11 protein-coding genes are annotated in these 21,300 nt (G+C 54.4%); 4 read left to right on the forward strand and 7 right to left on the reverse strand.

Features of this window, described 5'->3' with window-relative positions:
• Positions 1-78 precede the first annotated feature (78 nt).
• From tssB to tssK, 7 genes are all read right to left on the reverse strand, one after another.
• Positions 79-585, reverse strand: coding sequence for a type VI secretion system contractile sheath small subunit (gene tssB / locus SH573x_RS26810; protein ID WP_479351130.1), 507 nt, complete (start codon positions 583-585; stop codon positions 79-81).
• Positions 586-743: 158 nt separating this feature from the next.
• On the reverse strand, positions 744-1,919 hold the full coding sequence (gene tssA, locus SH573x_RS26815) for a type VI secretion system protein TssA (RefSeq protein ID WP_479351131.1): 1,176 nt from the start codon (positions 1,917-1,919) through the stop codon (positions 744-746).
• 30 nt (positions 1,920-1,949) lie between these two features.
• Positions 1,950-2,645, reverse strand: coding sequence for a sigma-70 family RNA polymerase sigma factor (locus tag SH573x_RS26820; RefSeq protein ID WP_479351132.1), 696 nt, complete (start codon positions 2,643-2,645; stop codon positions 1,950-1,952).
• Positions 2,646-2,665: 20 nt separating this feature from the next.
• Positions 2,666-3,013 carry a hypothetical protein gene (locus SH573x_RS26825; protein WP_479351133.1) on the reverse strand — a complete coding sequence of 116 codons (348 nt, stop codon included), beginning with the start codon at positions 3,011-3,013 and terminating at the stop codon, positions 2,666-2,668.
• A gap of 79 nt (positions 3,014-3,092) precedes the next feature.
• On the reverse strand, positions 3,093-4,676 hold the full coding sequence (locus tag SH573x_RS26830) for a type VI secretion protein IcmF/TssM N-terminal domain-containing protein (RefSeq protein ID WP_479351134.1): 1,584 nt from the start codon (positions 4,674-4,676) through the stop codon (positions 3,093-3,095).
• Between the two features lie 10 nt (positions 4,677-4,686).
• Positions 4,687-5,349: a DotU family type IV/VI secretion system protein gene (locus SH573x_RS26835; protein ID WP_479351135.1), complete on the reverse strand. Its 663-nt coding sequence runs from the start codon at positions 5,347-5,349 to the stop codon at positions 4,687-4,689.
• A complete protein-coding gene (gene tssK, locus SH573x_RS26840; protein WP_479351136.1) occupies positions 5,346-6,770 on the reverse strand; it encodes a type VI secretion system baseplate subunit TssK in 1,425 nt (474 codons plus the stop codon). The genes SH573x_RS26835 and tssK overlap by 4 nt, the downstream gene beginning before the upstream one ends.
• Before the next feature lie 229 nt (positions 6,771-6,999).
• Here tssK and SH573x_RS26845 point away from each other — a divergent pair, with 229 nt between their 5' ends.
• The 4 genes from SH573x_RS26845 (at position 7,000) to SH573x_RS26860 (ending at position 21,209) form a co-directional block, all read left to right on the forward strand.
• On the forward strand, positions 7,000-11,334 hold the full coding sequence (locus tag SH573x_RS26845; RefSeq protein ID WP_479351137.1) for a hypothetical protein: 4,335 nt from the start codon (positions 7,000-7,002) through the stop codon (positions 11,332-11,334).
• 1,104 nt (positions 11,335-12,438) lie between these two features.
• Positions 12,439-13,704 (forward strand): hypothetical protein, encoded by a 1,266-nt coding sequence (locus tag SH573x_RS26850; RefSeq protein ID WP_479351138.1) that lies wholly within the window; start codon positions 12,439-12,441, stop codon positions 13,702-13,704.
• Between the two features lie 210 nt (positions 13,705-13,914).
• A complete protein-coding gene (locus SH573x_RS26855; protein WP_479351139.1) occupies positions 13,915-18,753 on the forward strand; it encodes a VWA domain-containing protein in 4,839 nt (1,612 codons plus the stop codon).
• A gap of 44 nt (positions 18,754-18,797) precedes the next feature.
• The gene (locus SH573x_RS26860; protein WP_479351140.1) at positions 18,798-21,209 is read left to right on the forward strand and encodes a serine/threonine protein kinase; all 2,412 of its coding nucleotides are present in this window, start codon (positions 18,798-18,800) and stop codon (positions 21,207-21,209) included.
• The last annotated feature ends 91 nt before the right edge of the window (positions 21,210-21,300 follow it).

Genomic DNA, 21,300 nt, shown 5'->3' on the forward strand with positions numbered 1-21,300 from the left:
TAGGCGCGGCCCATAGTGCGCCTGCGCTGGCACATGTTGGTGGCGTAAGTGTTGATTGACAAAGGTGTCGCTGGCAGACTACTTGTCTTCTTTCAGTCCCAGTTCGCCGGCCAACTTGGCTACGTTCTCTGTATTTTTCAGCACTTCTTCCAGCGTGTTTTCCAGATCAGTACTGACGTCCATTTTGGATCGCAGATCTTTCAACTTGTCACGCACTTCCAACAGCTTCTTCAGCGGCTCAACTTGCGAAGCCACGCTAGCTGGACTGAAATCTTCCATCGATTCAAATTTGAGATTGACCTTCATCATCGAGCCATCGCCCTTGAGCGTGTTCTCGACTTCCATGCTGACGCCAGGCGTCATGCTCTTGAGCACATCGTTGATATTGTCGCGATCGATGTTGACAAACTTGCGATCGCGCAGCGGTTTAAGTTGGCTGGTGGGCTTGTTGCCCGAAAAATCTCCAACCACACCCATCAAGAACGGGAGATGTTTCTTTTCGGTAGCATCACCAATTTGAACGTCATAGGTGATGTGGACGCGGGGCTTGCGAACTCTACTGAGCTTGCTGTGTACAGAACTCATATCATCTCCTAAACAGTAACCAAGAACATCAATTCACATGCGCAGCACGGGACCGAAGGGCGGCCCGGAATTGCTCAGCGCGGGAGGGGATCAACACTATATCCGTAATTTGGTCCACTATGCGAAAAAATAACCGAAGCGGAGCCTGATTGCTACTTTCACTCGTCGGAATTGTCGGGCTTTTCTTGAATTCCCATGCGTTGATAGACCTGCGCCAGGACACTGGAGTCCTGAACCAGGTCGCGCAGCAATTCGGGTAAGGGCATTTTCCCCCATCGAACTGCCTGCTCCAGTGCATAGGAAAGCGGCGAGTGCGGTTCGGTCGCACGGAAGAAGGCGGCGACCTGCAAAAGACTGGCTAAGGCCTGATCGCGGGTGGCCAAGGTGCTGGACGAAACGTTCGAACCACCAACGGTGCCGGAGGTATTGGTCGTCGCAGTTTCACCGGTACTGGAGGCGCTCGTGGCGTTATCGGTCGCCGCTACCGTCTCGGCGGGCAGCTTGTCGATATACTCGCCCGTCAAGTTGCGATACCAACGCTGCAACTCGGTCAAGTCGCCCACCAACCGTGTGATACCAACTTGATTGTCGCTGAGGGAGCCTAGCAATTTGTCCAAAGCAATGGCAGCGCCGAGTGCTTCATCAACTTGCTCGGCAAACTCTCGAAAGTCGCTCCGCTTCCTGAACTCGGCCAGTTTGACGCGGAATTTTTCCAGCGTCATCGGACTGCGCTCGATCAGAATGGCGCGCTCTTCTTCGCGGACTTTTGGAAGCTGCTTTTCCAGTTGAGTTGCACTGGAGTAACTGAACCAACTAAAGCCTGGCGAGTTCTCGAACAAATCAGCCTGGTAAATGGCCGATTGCAAGTTATAAAGTTCGGACTCGCAGATCTTGCCGATGAATTCAAGACAGTAGTGGGGATATTCGCCGGGCTCGGTCTCGGGAAACAATTGCAGTTGGTAACGTTCAACCAACATCAAGCCGGCTTTGAGCGCATCGCGCAAACCAGGCAAACTGTAGACGCGCGTGGCAGATTCGATCAGGCCCACGATCGCGCGGGTATCTTTGCTGTGCCGACAGATGATCTCGTTGCTCAGATCAGCAATGCGGTTCCAGTTTGGCGACTCCGATGCCTGCTCAACTTCAACAGCCCCGGAGGCCATCAGGTAACGTTGCTTCTCGTAATTGCGAGCCACGTTGGTCAGCGTGCGCAGTTCGCTAAAGAGTTGAGTCAGCACGGGGTTTTCCCCCGAGTCATAACTGGTGCCACATGGATGCGTATCGCTGATGGGGGCTACCAGCGCATCGAAATCTAATAATGCCGGCTGAGACATGGGAGGAGGTTGCCCTGAGGAGGACTAGTACTAGTCGTGGAGGTCCAGGCGGCGCATATCATCGGCTAGCCGCTCCAGAATCTTAGCATGCAATCTGCTGGCCCACGATTTACTAAAACCTAGCCTAATCCCAGCCTCCTGAAGCGTTAATCCCTCAAAATAGACATAATTGATCAATCTGCTTTCTACTTCGGGCAGGCGTTCCACCATCGTGCGGAGTTTTTCGCTGGCTTCTCGATGCATCAAACGCATGGGCGCTGTCTCGCAGGGATCGACGGCCGATTGCACCGGATTGTGCTCGTCGTCATCGTCACTGGCCAGGTAAACCATGGCCAAGCGCTGGGTGACTCGCAGGAACCAACGTCCGCTCTCTTCAGCCGACTTGGGTTGTCCGTCATCGCTTTCGCGCTCAGATTCCAAGACGTCATCAGCCATCGACTCGTAACGCAGACGGCGGTATCGAGCGCGACTGGTCCAAGTCATTTTGGCCAGGCCGTCATAGATGGCCCCGCGAATACGATAGTAAGCAAACGTACTGAACTGATTGCCGAATTCCGCATCGAAATCGCGAGCCGCTTCAGCCAAGCCTAACTCGCCATAAGCAATCAAATCATCCAAGTCGACTTTCACCGGGACGTTGCGGTAAATGCGCAGCGCCAACGAACGCACCAGGGCATGGCCTTCATTGATCAAGTCGGTGATTTGCTGCGCAGTTGGTTCAGACACGCTTTTTGGGGCAGTTCTATTCAGGGTTGCAGCAGGTGTTGCTGAAATTCATTGAGGCGTTTACGTGCGCTGGGATCGGCAGCCAAGGTGGCGGCGATGCGTAAGCACATGCGTTTACAAGTAACAGTATCTTGTTGGATCTTAGGGAAACGCAATCCGCAAAGTTCCCAGATCAGGGCTTCGACAAACTCGACCGTTCCCGCTCCGCGACCATGGGCCTCACTGGCAACTCGCCTCAAAACGCTCCATTCATTTTCAGAGAGCGAACCATCACGCTGGGCCAGCGTAGCTTCCAACATCTGCTGCATCAAATGCGCATTGGACTCTTCGGCTGGCGGGCGCCCGTCTTCGCCTTGGGGAGTGGACAAGTTTGGAACTCCTCTTTAAATCTGGACGCTCAGCACGTGGACGCGTCCACGTGCCGAAAAAAGAGACCTGACCCCTTTTTTAGCTGCTGGCTATAAAGAACTTGTAGGCGATTACACCCAAGATGAATGCAACCAGCAGGGCATTGAGGATGGTGACCATACGCAGGACGCCCTGCAATCGCGCTTCGGCTTCAAGCGCAGAGGGTGACCATTCAATGTCGTCTTCAAGTTCTACCAGTTTCTCGACCACGCTGCGCACAAAAGCTTGTTTGGCCTGGTTGCGACCAGTGGCACCAAAGTAACATCCCGCCAACATCAGCGTGCGGTCGGAGTCTGCAGTGCCAGCCAAACCGGCTAACATCTCACTCAGGCGCGGTGCCAACTCGTTGCGAGTGCGGCACAACAAACCGAAGAGCTTCTCGTTATTGGAACGATCTAAACAGTCGGGGTGACGAAACAAATCATAGATCCAATCTTCGAACGCGCCAGCCGCATGGGCTGACAGGGCGCCTAACTGATTGGAATTGGGCGGAATCAAATGATTGAAGCCATGTCCGAAACGGTTGTTCTTGGCTTTGTCTTCGCCCACACGTCGCGACAGTTCCACGAAGCCTGGATCAACATCCAAACCATTAACTAACACCACCATCGGCACGACCATCTTGGCCGATTGCACAATCGCATCGTAATCGGAACGCATGCTGGACGACAGCTGCGCATCGCGACTGGCCAGCAGTACATTCCAGTCGACAATCGTCAGCAAGCCATTGATCGGACAGTGCGGCAATCGCGTGCCTACAGCCAGTTCACAAACTCGCCCCAGGCGTCGATTGTGCTCGATTCGGTCTTGCCGCGCCAATTGCGGACTGGGGGCCCCAGCAGGCTGGTCGGCCAGGGCAGCCCCGGCAATCATCGTGCCCTTAATGCTACTTCTAGCTCCTTCACCAGCGGCCGCTGATCCGCTGAAGAATGGATTGGCTTTAGGTTCTGCTCCAGCTACGATCGTGCCGCGAATACCTCTGCCTCCGCCAGCGTCCGTTGGCGATGCACCCACTAAAGTGCCACGGATATTATCCGGGCCACTCGACTCAGCCAACTGGTCGATGCGTTGGATCGCGGACGTCGCACTGGCATCCAGTAAGAACAGCATGGCGGCGCGATCCGATGCATACCAGCGCAGTGGCTGTGCACCGCCGGGCTCGCCATCGACCTTCAAGTCCCAGTTGGCAGCTTGCATCACCTGGTCGGCCGTTTTGGCATCGCTAACACCCAGCGTCAAATACAGCGGCACATCATTGATGTCGATGCCGGCTTTGGCCAGTGCCTCCAGCCCTAGCCGCCAGGCTTCGTCGATATCGGGATATTCGCTGGGGGGCGTCTCCAACCAAAAACGCGTGGCGTAATAGGCCGATACCGGCAACGCGATCAAGATAACCAAGAACGGCACAAAGAAAGTCTTCAGTCGCGACGAAAAATAAGCGTTGTTGGTATCGACGTACCACAGCACACCAAAATAACCAATCTCGACCAAGATCACGAACACAAACAGCACGATCATTACCCGCGCTGGCAGACTCATCTGCATCCAGCGGCCAGCGCTGACCAGCCAATTGGCCGGTGTCAAAAGAATCGTGCGTAAGTATGAGGTCAGTGTCGAGAGCAAAGTGTGGTTCTCAAATTTCAGATGCTTGGTAAATCAAGCCCCAGTATCCGACGAAGGCGGCCAAAACCGCCAGCATTAACAGGCACAATACGGCGCCCACCAGCGTCAGTCGGGTATCCAGCGGCGGGGCACCACTGGCAGCCACAGCCGTGCCGCTGATCGAAGGTCGAGTCGGCCGCGTGTTGAGCATCGATGATGCGCGGCGAGCCCATTCTTCGCGCGTGGCCGGTAAACCAAAACTTTGTGCTGCATACTGGGCATCGTTAACAGCATACAGTCCTTTGAATCCCAGGATGACCGCGATGTAAAAGACTTCAATCGCATCGCGGTTGGTGATCTTCTGCGCCTGCAAAGCTTTTTGAAAGAACATCGTACCCGCATCGTTGGTGTTGAATAACTGAAACTCCAGTTTATTATTCTCCCACCAATGTTGACCGGCCCAAGGACGATTGATCATGAGATCATCGATCCAGGCGCACAGTGCATATCGGGCTAATTCCCACGCTTCTTGAAATTGGCTGTTACGCAAGCGGTCATCGGCTTCGCGAATTCCGACCAACAACTGTGAATGCAACGAAACATGTGACACGTCGGCGTGCAATTGGATTCGATCCCAAGCTCGCAGGACATTCAGGAAGATCGGATCGACGGCGCGCGCGAACTCTGGACTCATACCTGGGCTCCCGGAACCGCAAACAAGGCAAACTCGAGCATAGCTCGCTTGTCTCTATAGACGACTTCCAAGCGACGTTGATTGGGCAGCGTCTCCAAATTATTGATAATATTGGTATTAAACCGGATCGCCAGCGTCTGCGTGGCCAAGACGTCGGCCCAAGCTGGACCTTCGCGACGAATTTCATAGTAGATCCAGCCTTGCTGGCTAGGCAAGGCTCGCGGCACGATCCGCAGATCTTCGCCGGGCTTCACATCGGGCATGCGATATCGGAACAATAAATCGACTTGTTTCTCGCTACCCATTTTCCAGTCCAGTACGCCCGGACGTAGAAGTTCGCGGGTGTTATCGGCCGAGATATTCTCGCCATGCACTCCAACGTACCACTGCCAACTGGAATGCAACCACTTGGGATCGATCGAAACTTGCATCCCACGCTCGGTGCCAATGAAGAATCGCTGTTCGTATTCGAGCTTCTTGGCCGAACCGAGCAATTCGCACAACGTGCGATAGAGCCAACGAAAAATTCGGCCCAGGTCATCATGATCGTAAGCCGGCAAGTCATGCGGCACGCGTCGAGCCGCGCCGAAGATGCTCAGCATCCCCACCAGGCGACACAGTTCGGTGTAAGCCACAAATGGATGAACACCTTGCGAATAAGTCAGCGCTTGCAACAACGCCACTCCGTGATTGACCTGCGTGAGCATCATGAGGTCTTCCAGATCGCCGGGGTTGGCGCTACCGAGCGTTTGTCCGCGGCTGACCGCGCGTTCGGCCAGGACTTCCATCTTTTGGGTAAACAGGTCGTACAGCGAGCGCACGATTCCCTGGGCCAGCGGCTCCCAACACGAAAACGATAGCAGCGGTGGAATGTAGTCGATATCGATATCGGGCAACGCTTCATCACCGGCCCCGCGTTTGATGCGGGCTATGGGTAAGGTGTCGTAGCCTTCAAGACTTTCAGTCGACAGCATTAGTCGCACTTGCGGATGCTTGAAGTGAACTTCGGTATCCCCCACACCAGAGTTTTCATCGGGGATGTTGAGGGCCTGTACCGAGTAGCGGGCCATCGAGTTGGCCGAACCAATTACATTGGGGCGTGCAGATTGATATTTGGGAATTGCCACCACGACAGTAACCGACGCACTTTTGCCCAAAGCCTCTTTCAGGCCAATGCGCAGCGGGGCACTGCTGACTTCGATAATGTCGCCTTCGCGTGAGACAATGCGTAGGTTATTGAGTTGAAAGGCATACGCGGCCAGAGCATCAGGCTGAATTTGCAGGCTCTGCAGTCCATAGGCATAGGCGTGTTGCCACTGCATGGCCGCCACCAGTTGTTCACCGGCAAAGCGATCGGCCGCTTGGAAATGTTGTGGTCGAAGGAACATTCCTTCGAACCAATGAACTTTGGGATATCGCATGAAGGGTGCTTCAATCCACGGAAGTTGGCAATAGGGGACGAGTTGCGAAACAGGGGCAATTCACACACGGGATGGAGAGTCTGCCTAAGATAGCGGCTCGAGCAGCATTCTAACAGAGATGATCTAGTTCTGCCTTTGTGGACCTTAAACGGTTGAATGGATGAAGAACTAAAACTTAGAATGGGCTTCCGTCCCGGCGCACCATTCATTGAAATTACAGGCCAGTCAAGTGTCGAAAGCCCCCGCCAGTTGGAAGCAAAAGCGCGCGCTGCCACCCCCAGGCGCCTCGAGCCTCAGTCGCCGAAGAACTCTCGCTACCACCGCACTGATCTTCTCGGTGACGCTGATCGGACTGGTCATCTATTGGATCACTTCCCAGCATAATCAGGAAACCATCATTCTGATGGCCGGCAAGTCGGCCGACGAAAATCAGTTCGCATTACCTCCAGCTCGATACGTGGAACAGGCTTGGGATAAAGTCCTGGATCAGGCGCGAGCGCCCGGCGTTCATGCTGTGCGCGTGAGCCAGTTGAGCAAGAATCTGGATGAAGAAGGCTTGGCCGCCAGCATCCAACAGTCGACCAAATCACTCCATCGCAGCGACGCACTCATCGTGTGGCTGCAAGGCACCGGCATTGTTCACTCAGGAAATGCGGTGATCGTGGGCGATACGTTTCGCCTCAATGATGTCGCCAGTAGCAGCAGCAATGTTAAGAGCTTGCTGCGCGTCACTGAAATTTTAAAGAGCATGGCTACGTGGAAAGGTCCCAAACTCTTGATTCTCGATTGGGGGCAAGAGGTCTTCGATCCGCGCATCAATCTGTTGGCCAATAACTTCATCAGCGCGCTGGAGTCCAGCGTGCAAAAAGAAGTTAATCCACGCGGCAGCCAGCCGACTTGGATCCTGGTCTCTCACCTGCAAGGCCAGGTATCACTGGTGGATAATCTCGAACGTCGCTCACTCTTCGCGCGAGCGGTGACCGAAGGATTACTAATCGAACCGCGGCGCTTGCCTCCCGATCCGGATCCAACACACCTGGCGGCGATACCCAAAGGTGCTTCGCATTTGACCGTCAGTCATCTAGCCGATTACGTGGCGCGTCGCGTGAGCGCCGATAGCCAGAGGTTTCAATTCCCATGGCTGCTGAAAACCGGCACAGGCTTAGTAGCGTCCAGTTCCCAAGGCTGGGATGGAGCCGATCAAAGTCAGCTCTTAGTCCTCAATACCAAGACCGGGTTGCCACTAGGCGTACCTGCTCCTGCCAAGCCATCCAAAGATGCGCCCGACAGCTCCCGAAACGCCGAGAAAGACAAATCAGAAATAGTTGATGCATCAACTAATTCAGCTGAGCCCGATCTTGCCAAACAACCCAAAGAATTGCGTGAGCTAGTTGCCGTGTGGGAACAGTTTGATCGCCTGCGCACGCCTTCTGAAGAACTATATGGTTGGTCCGAAGCGATGCTCTCTCCGTTGTCGATGAAAGACATTGCCACGCGCATCTTATACCTCGAGTTGCGATACTTCGCCGGTAGCGATCGCGCTGCAGATAATATAGCAACTCTTCGAAACGATTTGGCCCAAAGTTCCCGTCAAGTTAAGCCGCCGACCAATTTGATCGATGGCGAAGTTGATCCCACTCAGCGCCAGCAGTTTCTCAACAGCTATCAACAACTGCAAACGGAGCGGCAGTGGGCCTTCATTCACTTAGATAGCTTAAAACTCTTAGCCTCGCTCGAGACTCTTAATACCAACCTCAAGTTTGATCGCGATCGCACCGCGGAGATCAAAACAGCTTTGGCAACCCGACAGCCTCAGACGGTCGAACAATTGCTGCGCGAAGAGCTGGATCGCTTGATCGCGCAGATTCGCAGAAGTTTGTCCTCCAACCTGGATCAGAATGGCGGCCAGGCGGCCGCTGCCACCGAAATAATCTTGCGTTCCAGTTTACTAACCGCCAGTCAGCGCTTGGCTCTGCGAGATTTTCAGTCCCGGGTAAGCCTGCGCGTTGATAACGATCGGCTGCAGGGCGATCAATACTTGGACCTGTCGCCCAATACCACCGTACCCGAGCCGCTGTGGAGCGAGCCAAAACACGATGTCTCCGCTGACATCCTGGCCTATCGAACTGCGCGCGAAGGTAACAACCTCAGCGATCTGCCGATCGAAAAGATCGCACAAGTAGATTCGCGCGATCTGTGTGTGGCTTCGGAGTTAGAATCGCCTTGGAAACGCATGGAGAACGGAAGCGAATTTCCGACCTTCCCCAAACCTCCGGAGCAACTGAAGTACTGGTTGATTCAATGGGATCGCGAGGGTGGCGCCATCGCCGTCACCGGCGAGGCCATTCGTCTAGAAGGTGCGACCGACTTGACCTTGTCGCTCAAGGCCAGTGATGCCAGTTTGCCGTTCCCCGTGATGCACTTGAACCCGGTCAACGTAGATGTGTTGATCGATCAACAGCTGTACCAACCTGGTACACCGCTGGAACGCAATTGGTTCAAAGAGCAACGTGGCAGTTATCGGCTGGCTTTAAAAATTCTTAAAAGCGAAAAGACGCTCAGCAGTGAAACGCTCGGCGGGTTGACATTGACATCGACCAGTCCAGGCATTCGCAGGTTACCAGGTGACCTGGCTTTTGATTTACCGGTCGACGATCCCGTGCAGTTGTTTTGGGCCCAGCGTTTGTTAGTCAACGGCGTGCCCGAATGGAAAACGCTGGCCGCGACCTCGCGGTTTACTTTAGCGCCCTTTGCAGGCCGTGAATCAAAGTTTCAATTCTCAGTCCAAAACCTCGATTCGCGCGCTCACGAGGTCACCTTAAAGTTGCATGTGTTCTCCGATGAACCGACCGGTAGTTTTGCGCACTTGCAAGCGGTTCCGAATCTCCAGTCACGCAACCCAGAGTTTACTTGGACTGAAAAGATCAAAGGCAGCGACAAGGGTATCGTTAAGTTTTTTGCACCCGCGACGGCCGCGGCCGTCACACCTCCGGCCGACCCGGCTACTGCGGGCACTCCACCCGCGACGCCTCCTTCTGCGGCAGCCCTCAGCGTGGCTGGCGGCATGGCCATTCAAATGTTCGTCGATGACAAGCCAGCCAAAACTTATGTGGTCAATCTCCGGCCGCGCAAGGCGGCCGATTTATTGGAAGGCAGCGTGCAAATGGAACGTGGCCAAGACCTGCGCGTCAGCCTGCGGTGGCGCGATGTCAACAGTGATGGTCGAGCCGACGAGGCACCCGACGATCTAGCCAAACAGCCATTGAAGATCACTTGGGATCCATTGCCTTGGCGACGCAACAACGAGAACATCATGGCTGGCAGTCTAAGCATGCCCACAGACAAGGCCACCTGGTCCGACTTCACTTCGCCCAACTTGCGCTTCGCAGCTCTAGATGGTGAAGTGTGGTTGGATGTCGACGGAACACCGCGCAGCCTGATATACGTCGTGCGACCCGATAGCCAGAATCCTGCTACGCGTCCGATCGAACGCATGCGCTCGCGCGTCCAGTGGCGACGTTATGCATTAATGGATAGCGGCAAACCTGGCTTGACCTACGTGCCCTTCACACCGCCACCTACCGAAAAGGATCTGCAGGAACTGTCAGCCAGCGGCACTGCAGTCTTTCCCAATCTTAAAGCCCTCGTCGAAGTGCAGTTGGCGGTCGACTTGCCGGAACCCGATAGTCGCTTCACCGTGCATTTAGCTCAAGTCCCCAAGCTGCGCGACGTTCGCGATCGCCAGATTACCGCCAATATCAAAAGTGTCGATGATCTGTTGATCGTCAACTGGAACGAACGTGATCAACAGGTAACGTTCGACTTTTCCAATGACCAATTAGTTCACGATCGTAAGTTCCCTGTCTCGGTAGTGAGTGGCCCGCAAACGTTGGCCAGCTTGCCCGCGATCTTGGCTGACTTTGATGCTCCCTCCGATGCACAAGGTGTGCTGCTGACCGAATCGGTCACCGCTGGTGATACCAAACCGATCGAAGTTCGATTGCGGGCCGTGGATTCCAGCGGCAAGTTGACCATCAAGAGCATCACGGCTCAAGCTGAGGGCAGACCACCCATGCCGCTGATTGCTGAGCCTATCGAACTGACATCAGCTCAGAGCGTGGCACAGAAGATGGATATCTCCTTGTTGCCAGCCGGCAAGTATCGACTGGCCATGGTGGTCAGCGACCGCTTCGATCATTCCACTCGCGTCGCGTTCGGTAAGTTTCTGACTATCAATGCGGTAGTGCCTGTCGATCCCAAAGAGGCTGGCGGAGCTGGGGCAGCACCACCCGAGGTCAAAGGTGATCTGCAGGTTGAAGCCAAGCTGCATGAAAACCGCGCGGCGCGTAACGATATGATCTTTACCATCGTTCCGGCCATTCCCAAACAGGAACGCAAAGCCAAGAACAAATTTATCTACAAGGATGTAAAGGCTGGCAGTTACAAAGTCTCGGTCAAATACAGCCAGTCTTCGCAAGAGTATGCAGGCGAAACAACCATCGTCCTGACTAAACCCGAAGATTTCCAGAAGGTGTGGGAAGTCGAGATGAATAAAAAAGAGTAGCGCGCGGGAGGGCGAAGGTCCTCTTGAGCCCAACACCGCTCTGAAGCACGGACAAAGTCCGGGGGAAGGTGGTTCTTGTGCTGTAGCCGAAGTCGCCAGACTTTGGATGCTGCCCGTCAGTTTTAAAACGCAGAGTTCGCAGAGGCCGCAGAGAAGACCACTCAAGTGAATCATCAGATTTTGGTATTCTCTGCGATCCTCCGCTCCTCTGCGTTTCTAAATTGGACCCCGGAACAAATTCCCGAGGTCTTGTGCTGTAGCCGAAGTCGCCAGACTTTGGACGCCTGGCCGTCAGTTTTAAAACGCAGAGTTCGCAGAGGCCGCAGAGAAGACAGTTCATGTGAATCATCAGATTTGGTATTCTCTGCGATCCTCCGCTCCTCTGCGTTTTTAAATTGGAACCCGGAACAAAGTCCCGGGGTCTTGTGACGTAGCCGAAGTCGCCAGACTTTGGACGCCTGGCCATTGGTTTTAAAACGCAGAGTTCGCAGCGGCCGCAGAGAAGACAATTCATGTGAATCATCAGATTTTGGTATTCTCTGCGATCATCCGCTCCTCTGCGTTTCTAAATTGGAACCCGGAACAAAGTCCCGGGGTCTTGTGCTGTAGCCGAAGTCGCCAGACTTTGGACGCCTGGCCATCAGTCTTAAAACGCAGAGTTTGCAGCGGCCGCAGAGAAGACAATTCATGTGAATCATCAGATTTTGGTATTCTCTGCGATCCTCCGCTCCTCTGCGTTTTTAAATTGGAACCCGGAACAAATTCCCGAGGTCTTGTGCTGTAGCCGAAGTCGCCAGACTTTGGACGCTTGGCCATTGGTTTTAAAACGCAGAGTTCACACAGGCTGGAAGCCTATGCCACATCAGCCGCTCTACGAGTGTTAAGCGAGGCAAGCTACATCGATTGAGACAAACTTTAACACAGCGGTTATCGATCCTCGACTTCAATTGACCCATTTTGCAATTTTCCTTCGGCGACCGGACGATATCTGGAAAGATGATGTCTCGGAAGAGCCCAAACGGAACTTGGGCAATGGGGCCAGAGCCCAACCCGGCCGAGCATCACCTTCACCAATGCCAAGTCTGAGTGCGATGGAGTGCGAAGATGTGGGTCAGAACTAAACTTTTGCTGTGGGGATTGTGCATACCATTGCTCATCTCGCCAGCAGTTGGACAGGAAGCTGCGTTGGCGCCGCCCGCTCCAGCTCCACCAACGTTATGGAATTTCTTGGGAATTCCCCAAGGCGCGCGAAAAGTGCATGGCGCCCTTTTCAATACCAAGGGTAAACGTCCTAACCTTGAGAAGAAGCCGCCGCTGAAAGCCATCGGCGATCCCGAGAATCTCAAGTCGAAGAACGAAGCCATCAAGCAGGCCGCCAAGGTCAAGCAAGAGGAAGACCTCAAACCACAAAAGATTAAAGCCATCAAGTATTTGGCTTCGATCGGTTGCGGTTGCTATGACAAAGATGGCGAGATCACCAAGGCGCTCATTGCCGCGGCTGAGGACTGCACCGAAGATGTCCGTGTGACGACCATGGAGGAACTGCTCAACCTGGCTTGCGGCAAATGCTGCAGCAAGTGTGGTATGAGCTGTTGCTGCAAGGAACCCATGCTCAAGAAATTGGCAGAGATCGCTTATGCCAAAGATGAGTTCGGTTGCTATGTCGAGCCATCGGCGCGTGTGCGTGAACTGGCTGTTCGCGTTCTACAGGCTTGTTGCCCAAGCCCAATTCCGCCTGTAATGGAACCGGAAAAAGAACCCGAACAAGAGCCACCACCACCGAAGAAGAAACCCGAAAAGAAGTTGCCACCGATCGTTCCGGAAGCACCCAAGCCGGATGCCGAGGAAGTTCCTGGCGAGAAGCCTAAGGCCGATGACGCTGATAGCGAAGAAGCCAAACAGGATGAAGAAGACGCACAGAAGAAAAGCGAACTGAAAGATGCAGCCTTGCGCCGTCTGAACGACAGCATGCCAGCTCGCCTGGCTGCCTTGTCACATGGCGCCGTGCCACAAATTCGCTTGGCCCCCAATCGCCCCGCGCCGATTGTCAATCCAGACTTGGAATTGACGTCCAGCCCCAATCCTGAGGGTGGCGTGGTAATTGGGTACGATCCGCAAAATGCACTCGCTTATGTGCACTTTGAAGATCCTACGATGATTATTCCCATCGGCTCGAACGTTTATGTTCAAGTCGACCCGGCTCGCGGCAGTGGTTTCCGAGGTTCTTGGAAAGTAGTGGCCACGGCCAAGGGACGAGCGAACCTGGCTCCGGAAGATTCCGATGCCGCGTACATGCTCCTGCCAGGCGACCATGTGATGTTTGGAGACCCACCAGTTTCCGTAACCCCAGTGCTGTTCCTGGAAAAATAATTCTCCGCACTGGCGCGCGTTCTAAGATCCGACATTGGTGAACAAACACAGGCCGCTAACCTTTCTAAGGTTAGCGGCCTGTGCGTCTTTTATAATGTGGCCCACATCCGTTGGCTGTATGATGTGGCATAGGCTGTCAGCCTGTGTAGGTGTGTGGCATAGGCTTCCAGCCTGTGTAAATCCTGAGTGTGCAATAATCGAGGTGGATCGATGGCTGGTTGGCGTAAAGACGATAAGGCGCCAGGTCCGCGCAAGAGCGTCAAGTCGACCGAAGTTGCCAATTCGGAATCGGCTCGACCGGCCCGCGCCGCCGGGGCTGCCTCCTGGAAGAGCGGTCGCAAGGCAGCCAGCAGCAAACCGTTTTGGGTTCAAGGCGGTCCGAGGTCAATGGGCTGGCGCGGAATGTGGTTGTTTGTTTCAGCCGCTTCACTTCTAGCGGCTGCGTTCTTCTTTGCGATTAGTCTGATGCCTCGAGGCGATGCGACCGATTGCATCGTGCTGAGTGGTCTGAATTTCGATTCGCCTTGGCAACCCAATTCGTGGGCCAAAGAAGACGCCGAACGCTTTGAAGCCTGGTTCAACGCCCGCGAAAACAAGCAAGCTCTGCAATGCAAGAGTTACTTCGACGAGGCCACGGCACCGTATGGCAAACCCTGGACATGGGATGACATCTTAAAGACTCAGCTGCAGCAAGCCCGTCCCGGTGGTCCAGGCGGTTCGGAATTCAGCTGGAGTAAATACAAGACACTGGTCGTCTATATTTCCGCGCATGGCGTGGTCAAGGACGGTCAGCCAGTCTTGCATTTTTCTAACGAGTCATCTGCACCCTTTTCGGAAGTGCTGGAGATCATCAAGTCGGTCGACAGTGCTACGCGCATCTTGCTCCTGGTCGATCAGGGCCGGCAATTGCCCGATGCACGCATACCAATCTTCTCCAATGAGTTCTTTGAACTAGCCAAGTCGCAAGTTGAGTCATTGCAGCGTCGACATTTGGCGGTAGTCTTCGCCGCGGGCAAGGGGCAGTTGAGTTGGCCCGCACCTGAACTGGGCGGCACAATTTTCGGCGCCTTGACGGCCCAAGGATTCAGCGGGGCGGCCGATCGCAATGAAGATAGCCAAATAACAGTCCAAGAGATGTTCGAGTATTTGCAGCGCTCGGTCAAAGATCATGCGCTGCAAACCCGCGCTGCCCTGCAAGAACCGCAATTAGTTTGGAGCGTCCAAGGCAAAGACTTTGACGTCGCTTACTGCGAGCCGACCAACGCGCGCAGCGCAGAGCCTGCGGTTATCCAAGCGAGTATGATCGCCAGATTGTCCGAGGCTTGGAATCGATTTCAACCGTGGCGCGTCAAACGACTGCAAGACAACCCGTGGTTGGTAGCCAAAGTGCGCAGCGAAATCGGCCACGCTGATCAACTGGCCTGGGCTGGCAAGTATTACGAATCCTTGGCCAATGCCAAGTTAGCCAGTGCTGACCTGGCGATGAAAGATAACCAAACTCGCACCGCAAATTTAACTGGCACCTCACGCTTTGGAGGTGAACCGATCAAGATTGATTTTCAATTGCCGCATGCCACCGCGGAGGAGATGTTAACGGCAGCAGCAGCCAAACAGTCGACAGAGGGCGCAGGCCAAAACGATAAGACTGCCCCTTCCGTTCAAACGCCAGCCCCAGCGCCACTGGCCACAGCACCAGCGGATCCCAAGGTCAAACCCACGTATGCTGACCTAGCGCTCGACTGGTTACAGACTCCCCCGGCCGCCGATGGCAAACGTCCCGCTCCGCCTCAGACCAAACAACTCGATGAATTCACCAAGTTCGCCTGGTGGTGGCTCAAGCAAAGTCCAGATCATTGGACCAAAGACAACTTGGATGGGCTGAACAAGTTATGGCCTGCTATAGAACAAGCGCCTTATGACACGCGCATGGAAGAGGCTTTGCTGCGACAAGTGTTAGATGACTCGCAGTCGATTGCCAACATCTGGAACGCCGATGCGAGTGTCAATGGGAACTGGCCACTGCTACTGACGGCACTAGAACAGATTCAACGCAGTTTCTACCAGGTTGTTCAAGCCGACGCGCGGATCTTGAGCAATCGCACGAGTCGCGAGCAGATGGAGGAGGCCATTGCACTGCTGCGTCTGCAGCGCGATGAACTGCACGCCCGCAAACTGGTTTCGACCTCGCTGTCGCCGACATCGATTGAATCAACGCGCGCTGCGCTGCAGCAACTGGGAGACAAGTGGCAGTTGCTGGACCAGAGTATGGACGAGTTGCCACTGGTCGCCAATTGGCTGTTTGATCCTCAGCTGCAGAGCAAGTTGGCCAGTGCCATAGCAGAGACCAAACGTCTGTCGGCGGACATCAATGCCGATGCTGCTCCACTGGGCAAGCTGATGGAACAGATACGTGCCAGGTATCGCACGGAAGTCAAAGAGCTGTTGAATGATCAGCAAGGTCTAACCAAGAGACTTACACCTGAAACATTGCACGACATCTATTTGCACTTGCATCATGTGCCGATCGATACCAGTCAGCGCCGCGAGTTGCACGATAATCTGCTGGCGCATTTTCAGGCCTTTGCACAACCAGCCGGCGCGACGTCGTCCAACATCCGAAGCGATGGCATTCGTCCGCTCCAGCGCGATTTGAGTATCCAGCCAGCCATGTTAGGGCTCTTCCCACCGCTGCTGAGTATGGACGCGCATAGTAATCCTGGGCGTGCAGATAGCGAGAAGCTGTGGCAGGCGATGTTGCAAGAGATTGCCGCCTCGCAAGGCCGGCACAATAGTGTAACGGCGGGCAAGAGCGAGCCAGCGTCAGCGGCCATGGCCGTGCGCATGTCTACCAATTGGTATCCGGTTCCACCAACCTTTGATGCCGCTCGCTTGCTGGAAGAAACGACCTGGCAAGACTATCTGTTGTGGCGGGCCGACGGGATGGCCAACGACTTTTGGCGCACACCGGAGTTGGTGGCCGACAGCTCGCGCCCCTATTTCGCCATTTGTGCACAAGCGTTTTTGGATGAATGCGATAAACTACCGCACGCGCCTCAGCCACCTCGCGCCGACGCACAGCAACGGTTGCAACAACGCGTATCCCAATCGATCGCCTGGTCGGAGATACTGGCCACAGGCAGTCCTGAAACCGACAAAGTGCAGAAGACCGTGACGGTCGGCTTACCTGCAGCCAGTTATCCGCTCGGCTTGGCTCGCAACTGGACGCGCATGAAATACTTGGGCGATTGGACCATGCAGCACCTGGCCACGGTCAAGATCGGTGATCAGGCTGCGCGATCCAAATTTGCGCTGACAGGCGAAGAAGGCAAACTGTTCTGCGACTATCGCGGTCATTCGGCTAGTTTGCCAGTTGAGTTTGGACGCCCCAAAGTCCAGTGGTCATTAGAAAACGATTTTGCGCGCGACTTGAGAACCACCGTCAAAGTGGCCGCGACTCCACAACCATTCGAGATTGTATTTGCCTTAGATTGTTCTGGGTCTTTCTCTGAGACCAATTTTGAGATCGCCAAGAATAATCTGCGGGATGCGTTGCAAACGTTGCGGGGACGTCCTAATGTCCGAATTGCATTGGTTGTGTTCGGACACTCGAATACTTGGATTAACAAGATCAATGCACCATGGCAGACGAAGTTTCCAACTCTGGTCGGCTCGGATTTCAGTACCGATGTGACGACGCTGGAAGATCTTGTGGACGCGACTCCCAAAGTGATCGACCGCATCGATCAGGAGTATCTCGCGAATCTGAAACCATATGGTAATACGCCGCTGTACTACGCGGCCGTTCAATGCAAAAAGATCTTGGATCACTCGTTTGAACGCGATAGAACTGCCAATGTGTATCGTCGCGTTATTTTGATCACCGACGGTGAAAATATGGTGGTGCCTACCCACGATGGTACGCCTGGCGGCAGGCCACTAACCGAATATCCCGTAAAAGTGAATACATCATTCAAGGAAGTCGACGACGCATTTACCGGCGGAGCTAGCGCTCAGTTCAATGTGCTCCATATTGGGAATGGGAAGGATGTAAAGTTAGAAGGTCTAACCAAGCGAACAGGCGGGCAATATGTCACTGCTAACTTCAGGAACTTGGCTGAGGTCTTGTCACGAACACTGGAGCCTTTGCGTTATTCAGTTGTACATCTGGGCCAGCACAAGGCTAAAGACATTGCAGGACAATTGACCTTTGGTACCGAATCTCCCTTGGACATTAATCAGGATGCGCCTCAAGCTGAGTATCGGGAAGTCGCAGTCACTGATTTTTCTGATCCTGTCAGTCGAGAGCTAGGTCGTCTGAAAATTGAAGTGCATGCGGGTGATCCAATTGAGATCGACTACGATCGCACGAACAATTTGTTCACTTTTCCGTTCCCAGGACATCAAGAATTACCTTTGCGTTTGACTCCTGAACTGCAAGCCTGGCGGCTGCGCTCACGCGATAATTATCACGATGTCCGTTTTCAGCTCGATCGCACCAAACGCACCGAACAAACGCTGCGACCGGAGTGGTCGTTTATCGAAGTTGGCTCCAGTGGCAATCAACCCAAGCCGCTGTTTTGGTCGGCAGATGTATTCTGGGAGTCCGGCCAGGTGCGTCCCGTGGGCCGAGTGACCTTCAGCGGGCCAAACTCCGATCGCGTCCTGCCTGCGCGCTTGTGGATTTGTAAAAGCCCACAAGGTCCCACCATCGTCGGTTCGATCGACATGAAAGATGTCTACCAGGTCGGCGTAGACAAAGTACATGACATTGGTGGTAAGTTTAAAGTGCGGGCCGAAGGCCAACAGCAAGCGGGCAAGTATTTGTTGGAGATAGCCGTCGTGCCCGGTGCCAGCGCGCGTTTGGTCGTGCGACCCCCGCTGGCCAACCGCGTCAAACATCAATACTTCGAAGATGGACGCGTGGTCTATCGATACGAATATGATTCTGGTAAACCATCCGGCAAACTGGACTTTTTCTTGGCCCCGGGCGACGGCGATGCCCAGTGGGTCAGCACCGAGTGGGCAGAAGAACCTGTTCGGTTACAATAAGCACCGTCCACGTGCTAAGGCTATTTTTCCGGAGAAGCTGCCAGATGTTCAAAGAAGGTGACCGTCTCGTTACTGGCCACCGTTTGGTTAAGTTCCTGGGCCGCGGTAACTTTGGCGAAGTCTGGCAAGCCATGGCGCCGGGCAATACGTATGCCGCGCTAAAGTTCTTGAATCTGGAACAGTCTCAAGGCCGCAAAGAATACCGAGCCATTCAACCGCTGAAGCACCTGCGGCATGCACATCTTTTGCAGATGACCGCGATTTGGTTGCTCGATGAGAATGGCGAGATCATTCCCGATGATCAAGTCAACGATGGCATACTGCTGGATACCGTGCGTGGTACTCTGGCCAGCGTGACGCGCGTGCCCGATGATCATCGGCCGGCCACACTAATTATCGCCATGCCGTTTGCCGACAAGAGTCTCGATCATCTGCTCAAAGAGTACAAGCAGAAAGGTGTCGAAGGGATTCCGCGCGATGAATTAATCGAGTACATGGAAGACGCCGCTAAGGCGATCGACTTTCTCAACGCACCCAAACATGATCTAGGTGAAGGCCCGGTGGCCATTCGACACTGCGATGTCAAACCAGAGAACCTGCTATTGATGGGTCAATCGGTAGTGCTGTGCGACTTCGGTGTGTCGCGCACGATCCTCGGATCATCGGCAACTCGCAAAACAACGATGGGTGGATCGCTGGCCTACATGGCACCAGAGTGTGTCAACGACGAAGTGACTCCCTATTCCGATCAGTTCTCGCTGGCGATCAGCTACTTGGAACTGCGCACCGGCAAGTTGCCCTTCGAAGATCTTTCTCAAGCTGGCGTAATCGATCAACGCCGCCGCGGCATCTTGGATTTAAGCGAGTTGCCTAGTGCCGAAGCAGCCGTGATTCGTCGGGCTACGTCCTTGCAACCGTCGCGCCGGTTTGTCAATGCAGTTGATATGGTCGATGCCCTGCGAGCGGCGACCAGCCGCCCGCCCGGATTGAGCAATTGGAAATTGATCGGCAGTGCGGTGGCGCTAGCCAGCCTGGCGACCGCAGTGGGTGTTACGCTGTGGCCCAAGCCGAAACCAGAAAAGGGTGGAGAGGTGCCCACCCAAGAGCCCGATGTTCCGCTACCACTGCCGGCCTGGCAAGAACAAGAGAACATCGCCCTCAAGTTGTTGGATCAGCCCTCGCTATCGAATGAGCAATGGCAAGAAGCAGTGCGAGCCATGACGCAAGCCATCGATACCGGCCTGCCCAGTGATCGGCTCGCCTTTCGCTCGGCAATTAACTTGCCCAGTCCCGTCCTGCGCGACACGGAGAAGGCGGCTTATCTACCCAACGTGTTTGCGGTCAAGCCTGACAATGAATTGGTCAGTATCCAGCGCATTGACAAATCAGTCTCACTGGCTAGTTATCGCGACAATCGCGTAGTATCCAGTTCTGACATAGTCTTTGACGAGATTCACAATCTGGGGATCTTTCATTCGCAGGTCATTGCCAGTGGGAAACTTCAGGGCAAGTACTTGATCCAAGCCTTCAATTCGACCACTGATTTGCCTGCCCCACTCAATCAGTATCGTTCGTCCAACGATCCCACCGAACTTTGTTTCGCTGGCAATGGACAGGCGGCGGTGCTGCTGGATTGGGGTGCAGATCAATTGTTGACGCTGGATGGTCAGTCAGCCAGGCTATCTTTGGCAGACATCGACTACTTCTCAACACCGACTACTCGGCTATCTGTCGACGGCAAGTGGGTCGCCATTCAAACTTCGCGCAGTTTGCATGTCGCAAGCCTGGAGGCATCTGGCAAGTTGGAACGCCTGGCCTTGCCGACAGACGATCCGAACCTCAGCTTCAATATTAAAGAAGAGATGTTATCGATTCAAACTGATGAGACCTTCGGATATATCACCCTTCGTAAAGAGCAGTCGAGCGTTAATGAATCGATGAACCTGGCGCAGCTGATTCGCTTCCCGCTGGCTGCGCCCACGCAGTATGAACTGTTAGACGTGCCTCAGACGACAGAAGCCTACTACGCGCGGCTCGAAAAAGTAGGCGGCAAGATTCAGCTCCTGATCGGCTGCGTCGATGCAACAGTCTTGTTTGTGCCCGACGTAGCCGATTATGCATCGCCAAGGAAGATCTATGCCAAGAGCGATAGCGGTACGATCGTCAGCTGTGCACTCGATAGCCAGTCACCAGTGGCCAAGTGGTTGGTCTTTGGAACAGATTCCAATCGCCTGTACCTACAGTCGCTGGACGACAATGCCAACCTGATTGAAATTGCCAAAACCTCCAGCGGGCCGCGTTACATGCGTCTGGATGAGCGATACCTGATCACCGGCTCGGAAGAAGGCGACATTGAGATCTATGACTTTCGCCAGATACGCTTGATGTTCGACGCGGCCATCCGACGCAACAAAGCCGTCGCCCCCGCCAAAGCCAGTACGAGCATCCGCTCGTAAGGGTGGCACTGGCTATGCGCAGCATTGCCAGTACCACCCGACGCCGTGTAGCGGCATGTGTCAAGCATGTCGATTTGGTCAACCATTCGAA

The sequence above is a fragment of the Rania fehmarnensis genome (assembly GCF_056494185.1).

Excerpts from the sequence above, each read along its gene's own strand:
- SH573x_RS26850 (WP_479351138.1), top strand. The coding sequence starts at position 12,439 with ATGTGGGTCAGAACTAAACTTTTGCTGTGGGGATTGTGCATACCATTG.
- tssK (WP_479351136.1), bottom strand. The coding sequence starts at position 6,770 with ATGCGATATCCCAAAGTTCATTGGTTCGAAGGAATGTTCCTTCGACCA.
- SH573x_RS26860 (WP_479351140.1), top strand. The coding sequence starts at position 18,798 with ATGTTCAAAGAAGGTGACCGTCTCGTTACTGGCCACCGTTTGGTTAAG.
- tssA (WP_479351131.1), bottom strand. The coding sequence starts at position 1,919 with ATGTCTCAGCCGGCATTATTAGATTTCGATGCGCTGGTAGCCCCCATC.
- SH573x_RS26855 (WP_479351139.1), top strand. The coding sequence starts at position 13,915 with ATGGCTGGTTGGCGTAAAGACGATAAGGCGCCAGGTCCGCGCAAGAGC.
- tssB (WP_479351130.1), bottom strand. The coding sequence starts at position 585 with ATGAGTTCTGTACACAGCAAGCTCAGTAGAGTTCGCAAGCCCCGCGTC.
- SH573x_RS26835 (WP_479351135.1), bottom strand. The coding sequence starts at position 5,349 with ATGAGTCCAGAGTTCGCGCGCGCCGTCGATCCGATCTTCCTGAATGTC.